This window comes from Exiguobacterium sp. SH3S1 (genome assembly GCF_004337105.1).
GTDB lineage: Bacteria > Bacillota > Bacilli > Exiguobacteriales > Exiguobacteriaceae > Exiguobacterium > Exiguobacterium aurantiacum_A.
The window spans coordinates 1-18,269 of sequence record NZ_SJUW01000012.1 but is presented as its reverse complement, the minus strand read 5'-3'; the positions used below and the strand labels follow the sequence as shown (position 1 = coordinate 18,269).

Genomic DNA, 18,269 nt, shown 5'->3' with positions numbered 1-18,269 from the left:
GGGCCACCCTCCATATGCGGAAGGGTGGCCCTTATTCATTTCAACCGCCCTAAATAGTAACGGATGACGAGATAGCCGAGCACGACTCCCGCGACCGCGTCAACTCTAGCACCGAACACGACCGACCCAACCGTCAGGACGACCAACTGACCAATCAGCAAGCGGTTCATCCACCATTTGTAACCCGCCAGCCGTTCAAGACGCGTGATCGGCAACCATGAAGCGATCGACATCGTATCGAGCCGTTTGAAGAGCGGCACGAGTTGGAGTGCGGTCAAACCGACGAACAGCGGGACGACCAAGCCGACATACCAGCCACCCGACAGCCACATGACGATGAACGCCACGACAGAAAGGCGGAACACGAGGTCGAGCGAGTCTTTCGAACGGATGACGCGTAAGCCATAGACATAACGCGCGGCATCCGCGCGTCTGAGCACCGAACGCTCGAGCGTTCGCACGATGACACTTCTCTCCTTCACTTCTTCCCGCATCGCCGGCAAGTCGACGAACCAACTGATGACACGGTCGAACTGCGCCTTGCTCTTCTGCTCGAGCGTGAGCCAATCAAGGAGCGGGATGCGGTCGTGCCGTCTTAGATGAAGCAAGACAAGCGCGACAAGCGCCGGCACCGGCGTCAATAACGGGACACCGAAAATCATGATGACTCCACTTGCGAGCGCACTGAAGAGCACCACATTTGAGATCAGTTCGAGCTTTGCGAGGCGACCCGCCACCGAAAGCAACACGCTCGCTGCGACGATGGCGCCTACTTCTGCCGGCGTGAGCGCTTGCGTCCGGACGATGAGCGGCAAGACCACGAGCATGACAACGAGCGCCCGAACGCTCGCGAACACGACGTTGAACAGACGAACCCCGTTCATATACGAACGGATATCCCCGAGCTCCGGCAACAAAAACACTTGATCCGCTTCTTGAAGCAACGTCCGCGGCCGATGCCCGAGCGGCAAGAACAAGAACACGAGCGCGACGATCCATTCGCTCGGAAACGCCGGGTCGAGTCCGTTTAAAAATTGATTGTAGACGAACCCCCCGTAAATGAGCGTGAAGTAGAGCGTGAACAAGAGACCCCCGTTCGCCACATAGCGGCTATACTTCACGACTTCTTCCATCCAACTACTAAACCGCGCGTTGAACACCCTCATCGCGCCCGCTCCTCAGCCTCGATCGCCTCGACATAAATGTCATCGAGCGTTGCGTCAGGACGGAGCGCATATTTTTCACGCAACTGCGCTGCCGTACCGGTCGCGATCACGACTCCTTGATGGAGAAACACGAACCGGTCACAGTGACGTTCCGCCGTCTCGAGGATGTGCGTCGACATGAGAATCGCACACTCTTGTTTATACTCATCAAACAGGCGGAGCAGTTGACGGATTGCGAGCGGGTCGAGCCCGACGAACGGTTCGTCGACGATCAAGAGCGGCGTCTTCGTCACGAGCGCGCTCAGGATCATCGCTTTTTGGCGCATCCCTTTCGAGAAGACGGATGGGAACCAGTCCAACTGTTTCTCCATGCGCATGTCGCGGGCCAAGCGTTCCGTCCGCATCTCGAGGTCACGGCTGTCAATCTCGTACGCTTTCCCCATCAACAACAAATGTTCACGTAACGTCAACGTGTCATACAAAATCGGCGTCTCAGGTATATAACTTATTTTCTTGCGATAATTTTTTTCAGACGATTGCAACGTTTCGCCGTCGACTTCGACCGATCCCGAAATCGGTTCAAGCAATCCTAAAATATGTTTAATCGTCGTCGACTTCCCGGCACCGTTTAGCCCTATCAGCCCGACGAGCTCACCTTTTTTTACTTCAAACGAAACATCATGCAGCACTTGTTTACCTATATAACCGCCGTTCAAGTGTTCGACGTGTAACATGAAAACTCCACCCCTTATTTTCAACTTTTTTTTGTGATATATGTTTTAAAAATTGTCACATGGGAATATTCTCTACTGTAAGGCATTTTAAAAACTTATTCATCATTTCCATTGTTCCATAAAATTGTTATTAAGAACAATGGACAAAACAGAGAGGAGAATGTTTGCATGGGTTTTATTCTTTATTTGATCGTCGGAGGTATCATCGGTTGGTTAGCAGGTCTTATTTTAGGTAAAGACGTACCAGGCGGCGTCATCGGTAACATCATCGCCGGTATCATTGGTGCTTGGCTTGGCGGATTGATCTTCCCTGATTTCGGACCAATCATCGCTGACATCGCGATTATTCCAGCACTTCTTGGTGCGATTATCTTGATCTTGATTGTATCGTTCGTTATGAAATCAATGAACAAAAAGCGCTAATCCAGTGCTACAAAAACGGGACCCTCGACACGAGGGTCCCGTTTTTTTCGTTCAACTTAACAATAAATACATCGCCCCGTCGCGTTCGATGAAGCGTTTTTCCGTTTCTAGGCCGAGCAGCGTGAAAATCGATTCAACCAGTGAGCGATCGTAACGCCACTCGATCCCAAGCTCTGTCTCGATTCGTTCATTCGGCTCACCGAGGAGGGCGACCATATCGTCCGTCCGTTTGTCCAAATCGATGTCGATTTGGTTCACTTTCTTTTTGACAAATGTCACATCCATGCCGGCATACCGCCACACGTCTCCGTCCCGTTCAAGCGGTTCACCGAGCTGTCCGACGACCGTTTTCTCCCGCTTGTTCATAACCGACTCAATCGTTTCAAGCGAATGCCCGGTCCTCGCCTCGACTTCAATCTCGATCAGCTCGACCCGCTCGATATCGAACTGACCGGCAATCGTCTCGTTCGCTTCGAGCTGTAGCGCGAAAGCGAGCTGTTCCTCCCGAACGAGCGTCACCGTCTCCGTTCGCGTGACGGTCTCCCCGTTCACGACCGCGACGGCTTTGACGTCGTACCGGCCTGGCATCCGCTCGACCGTCAGGCTGTCGCCCGCCGCATCAATCCGGCCTACTTGTGTCCCATCGACCCATATGTTCGTCAACGGCACGTCTGACGTCGCAACGAACGTTTGCGGTAACAGCTCAATTCGATAATCCGCAAAGCCGAACCGGCCGTCTCCCGTATCAAGCAAGCGGAACAACCCGACTGACTCCATACCTTGACGTTCATCGGCGCGGTCCGCCGCCACCTCAGAGATCGCCTCACCTCGAATCGACTTCTCTTCGTTCAGCCAACGCATGAACCGGAGTGCCTCGGCGCGCGTGAGCGGCTCAGTCTCATATTCAACCGTCTGCTCAAAGAAAGCGACGTCTTCCGTCAACAGAGCCTCTTTAAATCGAACGTGGATTTGCGCGTTCGCCTCCGCCGGCTTATAGCCCCATATATAGATTGCCCCCGTCGCTAAGACGAGCAAAACGGCTAGGACGATGACGAGGCGAATCTTGCGCTGCCTTGTCGTCTTTTTCGATCGTTCATACGCCATTCTCTCCACTCCTATCACTTTCTCTTGTCCTTCTATTGTAGGATGACGTGAGAACGAGGACAATCATTCTTTCGCCTGAACTTCCGTGTTATGATGAAATCGATCAGTCATTTCATGAATGGAGGAAATACGATGCATACCGATGCCAATTGTATCTTTTGTAAAATCGTCAACAACGACATCCCTTCTTACAAGGTGTACGAAGATGATGACGTCGTCGCTTTTCTCGACATTTCCCAAGTGACGAAAGGCCATACCCTCGTCATCCCGAAACATCATGCCAAAAACATTTACGAACTGCCGAGTGACGTCGCAAGTGACGTCTTTAAAGCGGTCCCGGGAATCGCGAGCGCGCTTCAACGCGAGACGGGCGCGATCGGGATGAACGTCCTCTCGAACGCCGAAGAGATCGCCGGTCAGACGGTGTACCATTTCCATATTCACTTGCTTCCACGCTACGGCCAAGAAGACGGCTTCGATGCGAAATGGGAAACCCATAACGATGCGTACACGCCAGAAGAAATGAACACGCTCGCGGCTCAAATCAAACAACGTGTTTGAACAAAATAAGCGGACCAGACTCCTCCGAGAGCCTGGTCCGCTTTCATGTCTTTCATGACGAGTTGATCGAATTGAAGTGCCGCTTCCGCTCTTCTTCAATTTGAGCCCGCTCTATTTGCAATTTGATCGCCTGCTCATACAGTTGCTGACGAGATTTGACAGACTCCGCTTGTTCGAACTCTTTTCTTAATTCATTTAGACGGGTGTCGATTTCAAAAAGTCGCTTTTCAAGCAAAGTTTGTTTACGCGTCTGTTCGTTCTGTTCTGACGCTTCGTATCCCGCCTCGAGTGCTTCCATTATTTTATGTGCCCAAGGGTCATCTCCCAGTTGTTTCGCCGCGTTGTACAAGTCTAGCATGTCATCGAACCAACGCTTTTGCTTGTCCACTGGAGGTCACCTTCCTTTGACCTCATTTTAAAATAAAATGATTTTTCGGTCAAAATTGAATGTTCTGAAAAATTTTATTTGAGATATAGGTTTTTAATCTCTCTTTTTTGGTAAAATAATATGAAAAGAATGTATTCTAGCATTATCGTGCTTGAGGAGGGGAATGTATTGTCGAGTCACAATCGTCGCGAGTGGGTTGCTTTTGGCTTTGTCGTAGCGTTTTTAGGCGTGGCGACAGTGAAAAAGATTGCTCGTGGAACGGCCAACGATGCCGCATCGAATCAGCATCGGGCGTCTACAATCACTACGTTGAAAGAACAATTCCAAAAAGTTGCCAAAGATGCTTCACAAGTGGTGGCGGCTGGTAAGTTGCAAGGCAAAGAATTGACGGATCAAGTGAAAGCCGAGGTCGAACGCTATCAACAAGACATTCAGCCTTCAATCGAGCAGATCCAAGGAAACCTAAACGAGCTTTCAAACGTACAGTCAGATATGACCGAAGCGAAAGCGAAGAAGACCGACTGACCGGTCTTTAGGCATCGTCCGTCGTTTTAGTCACTTTGTATCCGGAAAGGATGAATTGAGATGGAACATGAAAAAGAATTCTCTGGCCCTGAGGCCATGCTCTATAGCCATAAAATCATTCAGCTCAGTAAAGCATTGTGGAAGACGGTCGAAAAAGACTGGCAGAACTGGATCAAGCCTTTCGATTTGAACATAAACGAGCATCATATTTTATGGATTGCCCACGCGCTCGGTGGCGCCTCAATCTCTGAGATTGCGAAATATGGCGTGATGCACGTATCGACCGCGTTCAACTTTTCGAAAAAATTAGAAGATCGTGGTCTCCTCACGTTCTCTAAAAAAGAAACGGACAAACGTAATACTTATGTACAGTTGACGCCTGAAGGTGAAGCGCTCTTGCTCAAAACAATCCATGCGTTCGACCCTGAAGAGAACGGTGTGTTCCGTGCCTCGCTCCCGTTGCAGGAGTTATATGGGAAGTTCCCGGACTTGACGGACATCACGGCCATCGTCCGCCGCCTGTACGGCGACAACTTTATGGACATCTTCGCCGAAACATCAAAAATGATTTCTGAAGAGGCAGGCCGTCGTCCCGAAGATGACGAGCTGACTAAAGAAGCTTGACGTGCGCGTAAAGGGGCTCTGTGATTTCGAGAGCGATCCCTTGTTTGACGCACGCCGCCAAGATGACCCCAGGGTCTAACGACGGATGCAACATCCCGACGAAACTGACGAGCAAAGGCTCTACGGACGACAAGCCGTAACGCCTTTGCTCATTTTGTTGATTGTTGATTTCGTCGAGTAGTTTATAGAAGTCCGCAACTTCTTCCTTCGTCAAGTTTGCTTTGATGACTTCATATTCAAACGGCCGACTCGACCAATCGACTAGTCCGAGCAACAGCTCCATCTGAAAAGACAACTGATTAACTTTCTCTTCTAACGACACGTTTCCCACCCCATCATTTCACATTCTCTTTCATCATTATACGACACGTTTCTGTGCTATGATACTACACAGGTAATCGAACAGCTGTCAGCATTAACAAAATGTGGTATAGTCGAACATAGAAACTTATAGATTTTTAGGGGTGGAATATATGTCAAACGGAATGACGAATGAACCAAACAAACAAAACAAAAAGTTTTCAACTGGTGCCCTTGTCGGCGCATCGGCAATCGCGCTTCTCATCGGTGTAGGCGGTACGTACGCTGCAACGAGCGGCGGATCTTCTGACAACTCAGCTGTTGTCTCTTTCGAAGGTGGCGAAATCACGCGCGGTGAAATCGCGGACATGAGCTACGACCGTATGGTCCCACAACTCGCTTTCCAAGAAACGATGAACGCACTTCTTGAAAAAGAGTATGGCGACAAAGTCGAGCAAGAGAAAGTCGACGAAGAGTTCAGCAAGACGGAAGAGCAGTTCAACTCGAAAGAAGAGTTCGAACAAGCGATCCAACAGGCTGGTATGGCTGACACAGACGAATTCAAAGAAGCGCTCCGTGGGCAGATGCTCGTCGATGCTGCCAAGTCTGAACTCGTCGACGTGACGGATGAAGAAATCGAAGCACAATTCGCCAAAGAGAACGTCGAAGTCCAGGCGAGCCACATCCTCGTCGAGACGGAAGAAGAAGCGCAAGCGATCATCAAAGAGTTGAACGATGGCGCTGATTTCGCAGACGTTGCGAAAGAAAAATCAACAGACACTGGTTCAGGCGAAAAAGGCGGCGACCTCGGTTACTTCTCAGCCGGTGCCATGGTTCCTGAATTCGAAGCATACGCGTTCCAAGAAGATGTCGTCGGTAAAGTCTCAGAGCCGGTCCAATCACAATTCGGATTCCACGTCATCAAAGTCGTAGACCGTAAAGAAAAAGACCTCAAGCTCGAGGACGAGAAAGACCGCATCCGTGAAGAATTGGCGACTGAAAAAGCAGCTTCAGTCGACGCCAACAAAATCTACGCTGAGTTGATCGAAAAATACAACGTTGACGTGAAAGACGCGAAAGCCTCAACACAATTCGACGCAGTAAAAGACGCTCTCAAAGCGGAAGAAGAAGCACCGGCTGAAGAGTCGACAGAACAATAAGCAACAGGCAGGCATCCCGCGGGATGCCTGCCTTTTTTTATAGCTTCGGTTTGTAGAACGCCCGGTTATCAAGCGCCATGACCCGTTCTGTGAACGTTCCTGGCTCGACACCTTCGAACGCTTTATCGAACATGTTCATCCGCGCGTCGATGTTATCGATGAAGAACAGCATCTCGGCCTCCGGAAGTTGCGGCGCATTCGCCGAGCCCCACTCCGGCTTCCCATGGTGACTCAAGACGAGATGTTGTAACAGCGTCGTGACTTCACGATCGGTCCCGAGCTCGCGGGCTGTGACTTCGATCTCGGACGCCATGAGCGACAAATGACCGAGCAGTTTGCCTTCGAGCGTATACTCCGGAGTGATCGCGTCCGACAGCTCGATGACTTTCGCCAAATCGTGCAAGACGACACCTGAGACGAGCAAGTCCCGGTTCAACTGTGGATACAAGTCACACATCGTTCCGGCCAGTTTGAGCATTGACATAACGTGGAACGCGAGCCCTGAATAGACCGCATGATGATGACGTACCGCCGCCGGATACGTGAAATATGCCTCTTCGTTTCGGTCGACAATCGTCGTCACGAGTTCCCGCATGCCCTCGTGACTGATCGCGTCGATATACGCCCGGATCGTCGTCTCGAGCTCCGACTTCGGGATCGGCGCAGAGCGGACGTACGGTGCGATGTCCGTCTCCCCTTCGATAATCGAGATCTGCTTCAGTTTGAGCTGCGTCCGGCCCCGATAGTCCATGACTTCTCCTGAGGCGTGGACGATCTTTTTCGTCCCGTACTTCTCGGTATCAGCGCTATCCCACACCTTCGTCTCGATTTCGCCGCTCTCATCGCATAAAACGAGCGTCAGATAAGGCTTCCCGTTCCCGGCGAGCCCTCGATATGATTGTTTGATCATTACATATTGGTTTAACGTGTCGCCCACTTTGAGCTGACCGATTTTAGTCGTCAATGAAAGCACCTCTCTTCTTGTCAGTACTTCCATCTTAACGAAAGTTCGCCCCAGATGCCAACTTTCTCGGTAAACCGGGAATACTTGAGGAGAGAAGAACATTGGGGGAATGAAGGATGAATTGGACTTGGTACACGCGACCTGAGGAAATCGTACACGTTGACGACCACTATGCGGAGGCGTACACGTATTGGCTCGAACAACTGACGACGGCCAAAGTGACGAAAATCATCGTCGAGCAGGACTATATGTATGGTTCGCTCACGCTCGACTATGAGCAGCTCGAACGCGAACCGCAGAAAATCGGTCACTATTTCGTGACGCGCGACTTTTTATGGACGATCGGGTTTGACGATTTGTACTGCGAGATCGTCGCAGCGAAACAATATGCCACACCGATTGAAGCGTTCTATGACCTGCTCGCCGAAAAGATGGACTATTACTTCCATGGGATTGATGAATATGAGGAACGCCTGATGATGTCACAGCGTGAAATGAGCGGTCAAGTTCCGCCTGAATTCATGAACGAGATATTTGGGCTGCGGAGTGAGATTGAACGTTGGTCAGATACGGTCGTCCCGTACCGCGAGCTACTGATGGCGGGACGAGAGGCGTTCCTCGACATAGAGTTGAATGAGCTGAAGTCTTATCGCCTTGCTGAGTACCGTGTCGACCGGCTGTTAACGTTAATTGAACACTACCAGGAAGATGTCATCGCGATGACCGATCTCGCCTCGACGCTGTCAAACTTTCGCGGCAACGAGATCATGAAGGCGTTGACCGTCTTCACGGCACTGACGACGCCGGTCGTCGCCTTCGGTGCCGTTTGGGGCATGAACTTTAAACAAATGCCTGAACTCGAGTGGCCGCTCGGCTATTTGTTCGCTTGGTTCATGATTATCCTGTTCACGCTGTTGATTCAAATTTGGTTAAAGCGAAAAAATTGGATCGGCTCATTGCTCCAATTCCCAAGTCAGCCTCGAACTCAACAACGTCTCGATAAACAAAGAAGTAAAAAAACGAACAAAAGTTCGGTATAATGAAAGGAGTCGATTGAAACAGAAAGGAGATGCCGATGGAACGTTTAATCATACATGTCGATATGGATGCGTTCTATGCATCCGTCGAACAACGAGACCGTCCTCATTTGCGAAATAAGCCCGTCATCGTCGGTGGCGCCCCTCACAGTCGTGGAGTGGTCGCCACCTGTTCGTATGAGGCGAGGAAATACGGCGTGCATAGCGCCATGTCGTCACGCCGTGCGTTCGCCCTGTGCCCGCAAGCGACGTTCGTCAAGCCGCGCTTTCAGGCGTATCGGCAAGTGAGCCAAGACGTGATGAAGATCTTCAAGTCTGTGACGCCATTCGTCGAGCCGCTATCGCTCGATGAAGCGTACCTCGACGTCACCGAGAACTCGCTCATGAGCACGTCGGCTCCTTACGTGGCGCGCTACATTCTCGGCGAGATCAAACGCCGGACCGGACTGACCGCTTCCGCCGGCGTCGCCCCGTCCAAGTTCGTCGCCAAAATCGCCTCCGGGTTCGACAAACCGAACGGCCTCACTATCGTCGCCGCGGACGAAGTCGAGTCGTTCCTCGCCCCGCTGTCGATCACGACGATGCACGGTGTCGGAAAAGTGACCGCCCAGACTTTGTTCAAGCACGGGTTTGAAACGATTGCCGACATCCAGCAGGCGCGACCTGAACAGTTGAAGGCCATCCTCGGCCATGACCGTGGTGTCCAGTTATACGAACTCGCCCACGGACGTGACAGCCGTCCCGTCGTCCCGACCCGTGAACGCAAGTCGATCGGCTCGGAGACGACGTTCGCCTTTGACCTCGACGACCCGGAGGAAGTGTATGAGCGCGTCATCCCTGAAATCGAAGACGTATTGCAACAGCTCGACCGCCGTGAATTGAGTTGTCAAACCGTGACGATCAAAATCAAGACGAGCGAGTTCCAAGCACGCAGCCACCAAATCAAGCTGAACCATCCGACCCATGACCATGACGAAATCAAACGGCTCGCCCGACGCTTGTTCGATGAGATGTCAATCAACGAGCCGGTCCGTCTGATCGGCATGACCGTCTCCGATTTGATCCCCCGAACGGAGACAGCCCGTCAGCTCACGTTCGACGAACTGACGAAACCACCGCTTGAAGAATGAATGGTGATTCAGTACAATGAAAAAAAGGGGGGGATCCGTTTGAACATGTACACAGTCACCGCGTTCGAGAATGACGGCACGATTTTACTTAATGATTCATTCGAGGCAGCGAACGACGAAGAAGGAAAAGCGAAAGGGCTAGCGATGCTCCAGGAGGCCGGTCACGACCATAAAGGGGCGCGCATCGTCCGCCAAGGACAACTCATCTATTTCGAGCGGTGCAAACTTCCCGGAAAACTGAAAAGCACAGCCTCATAACAGAAGCGCCTCGGGAACCCCGAGGCGCTTGTTTATTCGCTATATTTAGTCTCCCATTGTTCGCGCCACGTCCAATAATCGGGATGTAGCTCTTCCGCCGTCTTCCCATCCAGTGAATAAGGTGCCCCCATCAGCGGTTCCTTTGAATCAGGGAATGAGGTCCCGCCGATGATGTCCCCGTCATCAATTAGGACCAAGACGTTCGTCTGTCCGAGCTCGTACTGATCATCGAGCAGATGGTTACGGACGACGAAATGCTCTCGCTTAATGTCACGCCCGATATAGTCGTCCGGTGGCGTCGTCTGGACGCTCCAAGTATCTCGCACAGGTGAATCGAGAAGGTCTTTCTTCTCGAAACGTGACGTGTCCCCTCCCTTGTAAGAGACGATCTCATAACCTTTCTCCTCCAAATACCTTTTGGCCAGCAACGCGTCCTCTCCGAGCGTCGGTTCTTCACTGGCGTTCGAGCAAGCTGCCAGGAAGAAGACGCACAGGAGGATACCGATTCGTTTCCACATCATCTCTTCACCTCATTAGTTCATTGTTTTCAACTTATTCGTCTTATTCGTCAACTAACAAAAATTTCCTCTTTCAGAATGGAAAGAGGAATAAAATCGAAAACATCGCGACGACCGCGACAATCATTTGTAGCGGCAAACCGACTTTAACGAAATCGAAAAAGCGATAGCCGCCGATACTGAACACCATCGCGTTCGTCGGTGAGCCGAACGGCGTCATAAACGCGAGTGATGCCGCGACGGCGACCGCGACGACGAGCGGCACCGGACTGACTTCGAGTGACGCGGCGAGCGATAAGGCGAGCGGTGCGAACAAGACGGCCGTTGCCGTATTGGAGATGATTTGACTGAGCACCATCGTTGCGACGAAGATGGCGACAAGCACCCAGACCGGACCAGCGCGCCCGAACGACTCACTGATCCATGTGACAAGCCAGGCCATGACACCCGCGTTTTCGAGTGCGGTCCCGACTGGAATCATGGCGGCAATCAACAGTAGCGACGACCATTGGACCGACTCGTAGGCAACGTCCATATGCCGGACCGCTCCCGTCAGCACCATCGCGATGGCCGCAAGCCAAACGGCAACGGTCGGGTCGACCCATTCGAAGACGAGGAGCACGACCATGACGAGCATGATGAGACCGGCTGCGAGTTGATGGCGCTCGGACACAGCTCGGTTGGCGACATCGGTCACGCGCTCGTTCGCGAGCAACAAGTGTGTCTCGTCACCCGCTTTTTCTAAATCGCTCCACTCGCCTTGGGCCACGAGCATATCACCTCGCTCTAACGGGACGTCTTTCAGCCGTGTCATCGCAATTTCTTCGTTCGGGCGGATGACTTGAAGCACGTTCAAGCGGTAGTCATTTCGCAGACGACTTTCCGAGAGACAGTGACCGATGAGCGGGCTATCAGATGGGACGGTGAAAATGGCGACGCCTGACCCTTTCCCGTAGACGTCTTTCAGCTCCATCGGTTCAACGATCAACCCTTCTTGACGGGCGACGCGTCGAACATCCGGTTCTGCCCCGCTGACGAGGACACGTCCCTCATAGAGCACCGTATCGGCTCGAGCCGTGACGAGTCGATGCGCGAGCCCTTTTCGCTTTTCGCCGAGGACGATCAAACCGTCACGTGACCACTTCACGTCTCGGAGTGCTTTCCCGACAAGCGGATGACCTTTCGTGAGCGTGAGCGCGTAGATGTTCAAGTCAGGCATCGGCAGACGAGCGACGACGACCGAACGAACCTCGCCCGCATCGAGCAGCCGGTTCCCGATGACATAAAAGTAGAGCAGCCCGACGACGGCGGCGGCGAACCCGATCGGTAGTAGCGAGAAGAAACCGAGCGTTCCGACTGAGGCACCACGGAGCGCCTCAGCGGCGACAAGGTTCGGTGGGGTGCCGATGAGTGTCATCGTCCCGCCGATGCTTGAAAAGAACGCGAGCGGCATTAACAGTTTTGCCGGATTCGTACCGGTTTGTCTCGACATGGCGAGAACGACCGGGATCAAGAGCGCGACCGTCCCCGTGTTCGACATGAGACTAGATAGAAACGTCACGGTGACCATCAGAACGAGAAATAGACGCACCTCACTCCCTTTCGCATAAGGAATGAGCCCAGCGCCAAGCCGTTCGGCGAGTCCTGTATGAAACAGGCCCGCTCCGACGATGAATAATCCGGCGATCATCAAGACGACCGGATTCGAGAAACCTGCCATCGCCTCGACAGGCGACAGTTGCTGCGTCAATACGAGCGCGACGAGCCCGACGAGTGCGACGAGATCGGCCCGCAACCAGCCCCCGATGAAAAAGATGATCATGACCGCTAATATGAACAAGGTGACCATGACGCCCACCCTCTCTTGTGAATTGATGTACAAGGCTATTATACCCCACATTATGTAAACGCTATCATTAGGAATATGACAAGTCGGTCAACAAAAAACGGATGGCTCGAAAGCCATCCGCACAGGTGTTATTGAACTTCGTTTTCATTAACCATCGGAGCGTATAGCTCTTCAAGTGGCTTCATGATAATTTTTGTCACTTCTGTGACCAGTTGATGCATGCGTTGCTCTTCTTGCATGAGCTCCATGATCAATTCGTTCTGTTGCACGCTCATCATTTTCGTTTGAGCATCCATCATCTCTTGTTCTGAGATTTCTTCGCCTTGCATTTGCTTTTGCTGAAGCTTCATTTGGATATCACGGAAGTCAGCGAACAACTGGTTCGCTTCTGCATCCGCATTGACACGATCGTATAATGAAGAGAGATTTGTGAACTCCTCAGATTCGCGAAGTGCTTTTTCCAATTGGTTAGCATGATCGTACAAGTTTGTTTGTGACATGTGACGTCCTCCTAAATACTATTAGGGCCGTGGCCGATCAAACGATGGCAATCAACCCTTGAATCAACCCAATCATACCACCTAACAGCGCCCCAAGCCATGTTATTGCCCGGAACTCCCGTTTCGAGATCGACAAAACAATCTCCTCGAGGTACGACGTATCGAGCGACTGGACTTGCTCTTGCACGATTTGATCGATTTTCAGACGGTCCATCACCGTCTCCATTTGATCGGTGAACCGTTCGATGACGAGCCGAACCCCGTTCGGGACGAGATCGTCGACGATGCGCGTCTCGACGTCTCGTGTATACGAATAGACGGTCCGGTCGAGCAATTCGCCGATCGGAAGACGGGTGATGACTTCTGTCGTCACCCCATCGATCAATCGGTTTTCTAACCGCTCATCTAAGAGTGTGTCGACCGTACGCTCACTGAACCGTTCGAACTCGCGCGTGATCATCGTCGCCATTCCGGACCGAGTCGATCCGCCACGTAAAATGTTGACAATCTCCGGGCGGATCATCTCGACGAAGTTCATATTTTGAATGAACCCGGCGATAAAACCGAGCCGGCGTTGGACGAACGAGTCGACCATATACCGCAATTGAGCCTCTCCTTCCGCCGAATAGAAATACTCTTCTGATTTGACGAGCATCGCGTCGACGATTTCCGGGATCACGTCACGGACACGGTCCATCCCGTCCTCACCGAGCAGTTCGTACAGCTTGCGTGACTTGACGTCAGCAAGCACGAGCCGGAGCTCTTGACGGAGTTTCGTGTCCGCTTCCGTCAACACACGCGACTCGGCGTCCGGGTAAAGCGGTTCGACTAGTGTACGAATCGTCTTGTCCGAACGGAGCATCGTCCGGACTTCCTCTTGGACGAAATAGGTGATGTGGCCGTTCACTTGTTCGTCGAGCAGGCGCTTCCGCATCCCTTCAGGCGTCAACAAGTGTTTCACGACCGTCTTGCCGAGACTCGTCGCCAGCTCATCGCGGCGCTTCGGAATCAACCCCGGTGTGAACGGTACTCGGACTTTTCCGATATACTTTGGCTCGTGGGGCCGAAATAACATTTTGATGGCGAGGAAGTTCGTTACTCCCCCGATTGTCGCCCCGATGGCGATCATGATGAATATTTTTAGTAGACTATCCAAACTGCCTGCCCCCGTTCTGAAATATGATACATTGTTGAAGAGGTGATTGTGTTGACTACGTTTGATCGTATTAAATCGATTTTCCCGACCGTTGTCCATCGGTCGGAAGACGCATCCGGAGACTATGCTTGGTATCAAGCACATGACGGGACAGTGTTCGGCTTGCCAAAAACCGAGTTGAACGAGCGTGAACGGCAACTGCTCGAATGGTCGGCGACACCGTTTTTGACGACCGCCGACCCCCGTCAAGAAAAATGGCAAAACCGCCTGCTCACCGATTCGTATCGGATCGCGCAACCGTTCCGTCTGTTGTCGCTATCGCTCCACTATCAAGAGAGGGAATCGCTCGAGCAATTTTTAGAGATCTTACACGACTTCATGCCAGAAGCGGAGATTGTCGTCATGACGCGACATCACGTTGAAATCATTGAGATGAACCAACTCGTCGACTTGTCTGATTTCGAGGACGTATTGCGTGCCGGCGCGAGCGACTGCTACGTCGAAGCGCACGTCATCTTTAGTGAACGGCCGCTCGGTGTGTTGGGGACGCTTTACCATCAACACATGACGTTGCGCCCGTTCGCGAAACTCCCTACTAAAACTTACCCTGCTAGTCAATTATTATACCATTACTTGCTACAAGACCATGAGACTTTTGCCACACGTCTCCAATTGACCGAGGCGGCGTATTCGATACTCGATAAGACGAGTGTAGAATTGTTAGAGGCGCTGTTCGCCAACTCGCTGAACGTGTCTCATACGGCGAAGGCGCTGTTCATGCATCGGAACACGCTCAATTATCGGCTCGATCGGCTCTATGAACTGACAGGATATGACGCTCGTCAGTTTTATGATGCGAGTTTACTCCAACTGATTGTCACGTTGCACAAATCTGAGTAGCTGTTTTTGTGCAACGTGTACATAGCTAGTGCAAGCGGTTTCATCTTATAATCAATCTTGTAAGCGCTATTATACAAGAACACATTCTCAGGAGGCTAACGACAATGGCAGAAATTCAATTGAATCACATTGATAAAATATACGACGGTGGTGACGGGAAAGCCGTCAGCGACTTCAACTTGCACATTAAAGACCGGGAGTTCATCGTTTTCGTCGGACCGTCTGGTTGCGGTAAATCGACAACACTTCGCATGATCGCAGGACTCGAAGAAATCTCGAGCGGCGACTTCATCATCGACGGCAAACGCATGAACGACGTGGCGCCGAAAGACCGCGACATCGCGATGGTCTTCCAAAACTATGCCCTCTACCCGCACATGAGCGTCTATGACAACATGGCATTCGGTTTGAAGCTTCGGAAGTTCCCGAAAGAAGAGATCGACCGTCGCGTCCAAGATGCGGCTCGCATCCTCGGACTTGAAGAATACCTCCAACGTAAACCGAAGGCACTCTCAGGTGGTCAGCGCCAACGTGTCGCCATCGGTCGCGCTATCGTTCGTGACGCGAAAGTGTTCTTGATGGATGAGCCGCTCTCAAACTTGGATGCAAAACTTCGCGTACAAATGCGTAAAGAGATCATCCAGTTGCACAACCGTCTCGATACGACGACGATCTACGTTACCCATGACCAAACGGAAGCGATGACACTCGCGACTCGTATCGTCATCATGAAAGACGGGATCATCCAACAAGTCGGTTCGCCGAAAGAAGTATACGACAACCCAGATAACATCTTCGTTGCCGGCTTCATCGGTTCACCTTCGATGAACTTCTTCCGCGGAACACTCGCAGACGGCAAGTTCGTCGTGAACGGCGAAGAAATCAACGTGCCTGAAGGCAAGATGAAAGGTCTTCGCGACCGCGGCTACATCGGTAAAGAGCTCATCCTCGGGATTCGTCCAGAATCGATCCACGATGAGCCGATCTACATCGACTCTCCGACAACACACACGTTCCAAACACACATCGACGTATCTGAACTCATGGGTGCCGAGTCGTACCTTTACGCCGAGCTCGGCGGACACCAGTTCACGGCCCGCATCGACGGCCGCTCGAACATCCGCATGGGTGACGACGTAGAACTCGCGCTCGACATGACGAAAGCACACTTCTTCGACACTGAGACAGAGCTCGTCATCCGTTAATACAAAATCCCCTCGATTCTTGGAATCGAGGGGATTTTTCGTTTAGCGGGTCGCATAACGACGTTCGAGCCGATGCTGCCCTGCTTGAATGAGTGTCGACAAGATCCAATAGATCGAGGCCGAGAACAAGAGGAGCGGCATGACCAAGTAGGTCGTCGCTGCAATCTGGTCTGAGACGTACGTCAACTCCTGCACGGCGATGACCGACCCGAGCGACGTCGACTTGATGATATCAATCACCGAGTTCGACACCGGGGGTATGGCCCGTGATAACGCTTGTGGGAAGATAATGTCTTTAAAACGTTTTGCCCGCGGGATCCCGAGGGCGACACTCGCCTCGACTTGTCCGCGATCGACCGAATTGATGGCTGCCCGGAACGCCTCCGAGATATAAGCCGCAAAGTGCAGACCCAATCCGAAAATGAGCGCCTGCATCCCACTCAGTTGGACGAACCCGGTCAATCCGACGTACAAGATGAGGAGTTGTAAGAGCAGCGGCGTACCCCGGAAGAACGAGGTGTACGTCCGAGTGAACAACCGCAACACTTTGATTGGACTGCTGTGAAGTAACGCGATGATCAGACCGAGCACCAAGGCGAGGATAATCGACAGGATACTGGCGATCAACGTCAATTGTACGGCTTCGATATAGGCCGAACGGTTCTCGATGACGGTCGTGATCAGTTCATTCATTGACTGATGTCCTCACCAAAGTACTTCTCACCGATTTCAGCCATCGTTCCGTCTTCTTTCATTTCAGCAAGCGCCTCGTTCAACTGGTCGAGCACGTCGCTGTCTTGACGCGTCATATAACCCGCCTCGCTCTTGTTGAAGACGTCACCGACCGCTTTCACGTCATAACCTGTCTTCTCGAGCTCTGAAAAGATGAAGAGACGATCGTTGAGCGCTGCGTCAAGACGTTCGACTTGAAGGTCTTGCAGCACTTGGTTCGCGCCTTTGTAGAACTTCACTTCAGCACCAGCTTCTTCAGCCATCTGGGCATAGACCGATCCTTGCGTCGAACCGACGACTTTGCCGTCAAGGTCGTCGATGCCTTGGATGTCTTCATTATCTGAAGCGACGATGACTTGTGCACCTGAGACCGCGTACGTATCCGAGAACGCATACTTCTCTTCACGCTCCGGTGTGATGCTCATCTGGTTCGCGATCATATCGATGCGTTCCGCATCGAGTGCCGGGACGAGTCCTTTGAAGTCCATCGGCTCATATTCGACCGTATAGCCGGCACGTTCTGCCGCTTCGTTCAACACGTCGATGTCATACCCTGTGATTTCACCTTTATCTTTGTACGTGAATGGCGGGTATGTCGCTTCCGTCCCGACTGTGATGACTGTTTCTTCAGATCCACTGTCCGTCTCTGTACCGCAAGCTGCGAGCACCCCGAACGATGCGCCGATTGCGAGAACTGCCGTTAATGATTTTTTCATGTTATTTCCGCCTTCCTGATAATCCTTATATGATTACATGGTTTTGAGCAATATACTCATCATACTGACGAGGTTAAAAGAAGTCAAACAAAAACCACCGCTCCCAGTTGGAGGGCACTGAAAAACCTCCGCTCTATCCGAGCGTGAACAGAAAAAAGGGCGATTGGACCGACTCAAGTCGGGACAATCGCTCTTTTTCCTTGCCCTTATCCTGTTTTTTCTTTTGAGAGGGTGATGATCCGCTTCAGGTTTACCGCGATGATCGCCATCACGCTCTGTAACGTCATGCCTTTCAGGTCTGACGTTTTGTTTCGCGCCA

The 18,269-nt window shown here is 51.9% G+C and carries 22 protein-coding genes; 10 read left to right on the top strand and 12 right to left on the bottom strand.

Going from position 1 to position 18,269, the window contains the following annotated elements; translation table 11 throughout:
* Positions 1-35: 35 nt before the first annotated feature.
* Entirely contained in the window at positions 36-1,166 is a 1,131-nt protein-coding gene (locus EVJ26_RS12060) for an ABC transporter permease (protein WP_131458120.1), read from the bottom strand.
* On the bottom strand, positions 1,163-1,900 hold the full coding sequence (locus EVJ26_RS12055) for an ABC transporter ATP-binding protein (protein ID WP_131470587.1): 738 nt from the start codon (positions 1,898-1,900) through the stop codon (positions 1,163-1,165). The genes EVJ26_RS12060 and EVJ26_RS12055 overlap by 4 nt, the downstream gene beginning before the upstream one ends.
* A gap of 168 nt (positions 1,901-2,068) precedes the next feature.
* On the opposite strand from EVJ26_RS12055, the gene EVJ26_RS12050 reads away from it, so the two are divergent.
* Positions 2,069-2,323, top strand: coding sequence for a GlsB/YeaQ/YmgE family stress response membrane protein (locus EVJ26_RS12050; RefSeq protein ID WP_070327866.1), 255 nt, complete (start codon positions 2,069-2,071; stop codon positions 2,321-2,323).
* A gap of 51 nt (positions 2,324-2,374) precedes the next feature.
* Here EVJ26_RS12050 and EVJ26_RS12045 read toward each other — a convergent pair whose 3' ends face one another.
* Complete coding sequence (locus EVJ26_RS12045; protein ID WP_131470585.1) at positions 2,375-3,427, bottom strand: hypothetical protein; 1,053 nt, start codon at positions 3,425-3,427, stop codon at positions 2,375-2,377.
* 132 nt (positions 3,428-3,559) lie between these two features.
* Here EVJ26_RS12045 and EVJ26_RS12040 point away from each other — a divergent pair, with 132 nt between their 5' ends.
* Positions 3,560-3,988 carry an HIT family protein gene (locus EVJ26_RS12040; protein WP_131458122.1) on the top strand — a complete coding sequence of 143 codons (429 nt, stop codon included), beginning with the start codon at positions 3,560-3,562 and terminating at the stop codon, positions 3,986-3,988.
* 52 nt (positions 3,989-4,040) lie between these two features.
* Here the strand turns inward: EVJ26_RS12040 and EVJ26_RS12035 are convergent, their stop codons facing one another.
* Entirely contained in the window at positions 4,041-4,376 is a 336-nt protein-coding gene (locus EVJ26_RS12035) for a hypothetical protein (RefSeq protein ID WP_131458123.1), read from the bottom strand.
* 168 nt (positions 4,377-4,544) lie between these two features.
* On the opposite strand from EVJ26_RS12035, the gene EVJ26_RS12030 reads away from it, so the two are divergent.
* Both EVJ26_RS12030 and EVJ26_RS12025 read left to right on the top strand, forming a co-directional pair.
* Complete coding sequence (locus tag EVJ26_RS12030) at positions 4,545-4,901, top strand: hypothetical protein (protein ID WP_233589624.1); 357 nt, start codon at positions 4,545-4,547, stop codon at positions 4,899-4,901.
* A 60-nt stretch (positions 4,902-4,961) separates the two neighbouring features.
* Entirely contained in the window at positions 4,962-5,525 is a 564-nt protein-coding gene (locus EVJ26_RS12025; protein WP_131458124.1) for an HTH-type transcriptional regulator Hpr, read from the top strand.
* On the opposite strand, the gene EVJ26_RS12020 is transcribed toward EVJ26_RS12025, so the two are convergent.
* Positions 5,512-5,847, bottom strand: a complete 336-nt coding sequence (locus EVJ26_RS12020) for a DUF1878 family protein (protein ID WP_236635571.1) — start codon at positions 5,845-5,847, stop codon at positions 5,512-5,514. The two genes, EVJ26_RS12025 and EVJ26_RS12020, sit on opposite strands and share 14 nt — an antisense overlap.
* A gap of 151 nt (positions 5,848-5,998) precedes the next feature.
* Between EVJ26_RS12020 and EVJ26_RS12015 the strand changes: the two genes are divergently transcribed.
* Complete coding sequence (locus EVJ26_RS12015) at positions 5,999-6,985, top strand: peptidylprolyl isomerase (RefSeq protein WP_131458125.1); 987 nt, start codon at positions 5,999-6,001, stop codon at positions 6,983-6,985.
* A 37-nt stretch (positions 6,986-7,022) separates the two neighbouring features.
* Here EVJ26_RS12015 and EVJ26_RS12010 read toward each other — a convergent pair whose 3' ends face one another.
* Positions 7,023-7,982 carry an HD domain-containing protein gene (locus EVJ26_RS12010; RefSeq protein ID WP_201738374.1) on the bottom strand — a complete coding sequence of 320 codons (960 nt, stop codon included), beginning with the start codon at positions 7,980-7,982 and terminating at the stop codon, positions 7,023-7,025.
* A gap of 83 nt (positions 7,983-8,065) precedes the next feature.
* On the opposite strand from EVJ26_RS12010, the gene EVJ26_RS12005 reads away from it, so the two are divergent.
* From EVJ26_RS12005 to EVJ26_RS11995, 3 genes are read left to right on the top strand one after another with little or no spacing between them, the layout of a single operon-like run.
* The gene (locus EVJ26_RS12005; RefSeq protein WP_131458126.1) at positions 8,066-8,989 is read left to right on the top strand and encodes a CorA family divalent cation transporter; all 924 of its coding nucleotides are present in this window, start codon (positions 8,066-8,068) and stop codon (positions 8,987-8,989) included.
* A 35-nt stretch (positions 8,990-9,024) separates the two neighbouring features.
* Entirely contained in the window at positions 9,025-10,116 is a 1,092-nt protein-coding gene (dinB, locus tag EVJ26_RS12000; RefSeq protein ID WP_236634120.1) for a DNA polymerase IV, read from the top strand.
* A gap of 45 nt (positions 10,117-10,161) precedes the next feature.
* Positions 10,162-10,374, top strand: coding sequence for a YhzD family protein (locus tag EVJ26_RS11995; protein WP_236634125.1), 213 nt, complete (start codon positions 10,162-10,164; stop codon positions 10,372-10,374).
* A 32-nt stretch (positions 10,375-10,406) separates the two neighbouring features.
* Here the strand turns inward: EVJ26_RS11995 and EVJ26_RS11990 are convergent, their stop codons facing one another.
* The 4 genes from EVJ26_RS11990 to EVJ26_RS11975 all read right to left on the bottom strand — a co-directional run bounded on the left by EVJ26_RS11990 (position 10,407) and on the right by EVJ26_RS11975 (position 14,397).
* Positions 10,407-10,895 carry a hypothetical protein gene (locus EVJ26_RS11990; RefSeq protein WP_131468822.1) on the bottom strand — a complete coding sequence of 163 codons (489 nt, stop codon included), beginning with the start codon at positions 10,893-10,895 and terminating at the stop codon, positions 10,407-10,409.
* A gap of 70 nt (positions 10,896-10,965) precedes the next feature.
* On the bottom strand, positions 10,966-12,741 hold the full coding sequence (locus EVJ26_RS11985) for an SLC13 family permease (RefSeq protein WP_236635570.1): 1,776 nt from the start codon (positions 12,739-12,741) through the stop codon (positions 10,966-10,968).
* A gap of 128 nt (positions 12,742-12,869) precedes the next feature.
* Positions 12,870-13,241, bottom strand: a complete 372-nt coding sequence (locus EVJ26_RS11980) for a YlbF family regulator (protein WP_131458132.1) — start codon at positions 13,239-13,241, stop codon at positions 12,870-12,872.
* A 37-nt stretch (positions 13,242-13,278) separates the two neighbouring features.
* Positions 13,279-14,397 carry a DUF445 domain-containing protein gene (locus tag EVJ26_RS11975; RefSeq protein ID WP_236634122.1) on the bottom strand — a complete coding sequence of 373 codons (1,119 nt, stop codon included), beginning with the start codon at positions 14,395-14,397 and terminating at the stop codon, positions 13,279-13,281.
* A gap of 48 nt (positions 14,398-14,445) precedes the next feature.
* Between EVJ26_RS11975 and EVJ26_RS11970 the strand changes: the two genes are divergently transcribed.
* Both EVJ26_RS11970 and EVJ26_RS11965 read left to right on the top strand, forming a co-directional pair.
* Positions 14,446-15,297, top strand: coding sequence for a PucR family transcriptional regulator (locus EVJ26_RS11970; protein WP_131458133.1), 852 nt, complete (start codon positions 14,446-14,448; stop codon positions 15,295-15,297).
* A 104-nt stretch (positions 15,298-15,401) separates the two neighbouring features.
* Entirely contained in the window at positions 15,402-16,502 is a 1,101-nt protein-coding gene (locus EVJ26_RS11965) for an ABC transporter ATP-binding protein (RefSeq protein ID WP_131458135.1), read from the top strand.
* Positions 16,503-16,544: 42 nt separating this feature from the next.
* Here EVJ26_RS11965 and EVJ26_RS11960 read toward each other — a convergent pair whose 3' ends face one another.
* Both EVJ26_RS11960 and EVJ26_RS11955 read right to left on the bottom strand, forming a co-directional pair.
* The gene (locus tag EVJ26_RS11960) at positions 16,545-17,195 is read right to left on the bottom strand and encodes an amino acid ABC transporter permease (RefSeq protein WP_131458137.1); all 651 of its coding nucleotides are present in this window, start codon (positions 17,193-17,195) and stop codon (positions 16,545-16,547) included.
* A complete protein-coding gene (locus EVJ26_RS11955) occupies positions 17,192-17,950 on the bottom strand; it encodes a transporter substrate-binding domain-containing protein (RefSeq protein ID WP_131468826.1) in 759 nt (252 codons plus the stop codon). The genes EVJ26_RS11960 and EVJ26_RS11955 overlap by 4 nt, the downstream gene beginning before the upstream one ends.
* Positions 17,951-18,269: the final 319 nt, after the last annotated feature.

Bases quoted from the DNA above. Each gene is read 5' to 3' on its own strand.
- EVJ26_RS12060 (WP_131458120.1), bottom strand. From the start codon at position 1,166: ATGAGGGTGTTCAACGCGCGGTTTAGTAGTTGGATGGAAGAAGTCGTG.
- EVJ26_RS12055 (WP_131470587.1), bottom strand. From the start codon at position 1,900: ATGTTACACGTCGAACACTTGAACGGCGGTTATATAGGTAAACAAGTG.
- EVJ26_RS12050 (WP_070327866.1), top strand. From the start codon at position 2,069: ATGGGTTTTATTCTTTATTTGATCGTCGGAGGTATCATCGGTTGGTTA.
- EVJ26_RS12045 (WP_131470585.1), bottom strand. From the start codon at position 3,427: ATGGCGTATGAACGATCGAAAAAGACGACAAGGCAGCGCAAGATTCGC.
- EVJ26_RS12040 (WP_131458122.1), top strand. From the start codon at position 3,560: ATGCATACCGATGCCAATTGTATCTTTTGTAAAATCGTCAACAACGAC.
- EVJ26_RS12025 (WP_131458124.1), top strand. From the start codon at position 4,962: ATGGAACATGAAAAAGAATTCTCTGGCCCTGAGGCCATGCTCTATAGC.
- EVJ26_RS12015 (WP_131458125.1), top strand. From the start codon at position 5,999: ATGTCAAACGGAATGACGAATGAACCAAACAAACAAAACAAAAAGTTT.
- EVJ26_RS12010 (WP_201738374.1), bottom strand. From the start codon at position 7,982: ATGGAAGTACTGACAAGAAGAGAGGTGCTTTCATTGACGACTAAAATC.
- EVJ26_RS12005 (WP_131458126.1), top strand. From the start codon at position 8,066: ATGAATTGGACTTGGTACACGCGACCTGAGGAAATCGTACACGTTGAC.
- dinB (WP_236634120.1), top strand. From the start codon at position 9,025: ATGGAACGTTTAATCATACATGTCGATATGGATGCGTTCTATGCATCC.
- EVJ26_RS11995 (WP_236634125.1), top strand. From the start codon at position 10,162: ATGTACACAGTCACCGCGTTCGAGAATGACGGCACGATTTTACTTAAT.
- EVJ26_RS11990 (WP_131468822.1), bottom strand. From the start codon at position 10,895: ATGATGTGGAAACGAATCGGTATCCTCCTGTGCGTCTTCTTCCTGGCA.
- EVJ26_RS11985 (WP_236635570.1), bottom strand. From the start codon at position 12,741: ATGGTCACCTTGTTCATATTAGCGGTCATGATCATCTTTTTCATCGGG.
- EVJ26_RS11980 (WP_131458132.1), bottom strand. From the start codon at position 13,241: ATGTCACAAACAAACTTGTACGATCATGCTAACCAATTGGAAAAAGCA.
- EVJ26_RS11965 (WP_131458135.1), top strand. From the start codon at position 15,402: ATGGCAGAAATTCAATTGAATCACATTGATAAAATATACGACGGTGGT.
- EVJ26_RS11960 (WP_131458137.1), bottom strand. From the start codon at position 17,195: ATGAATGAACTGATCACGACCGTCATCGAGAACCGTTCGGCCTATATC.
- EVJ26_RS11955 (WP_131468826.1), bottom strand. From the start codon at position 17,950: ATGAAAAAATCATTAACGGCAGTTCTCGCAATCGGCGCATCGTTCGGG.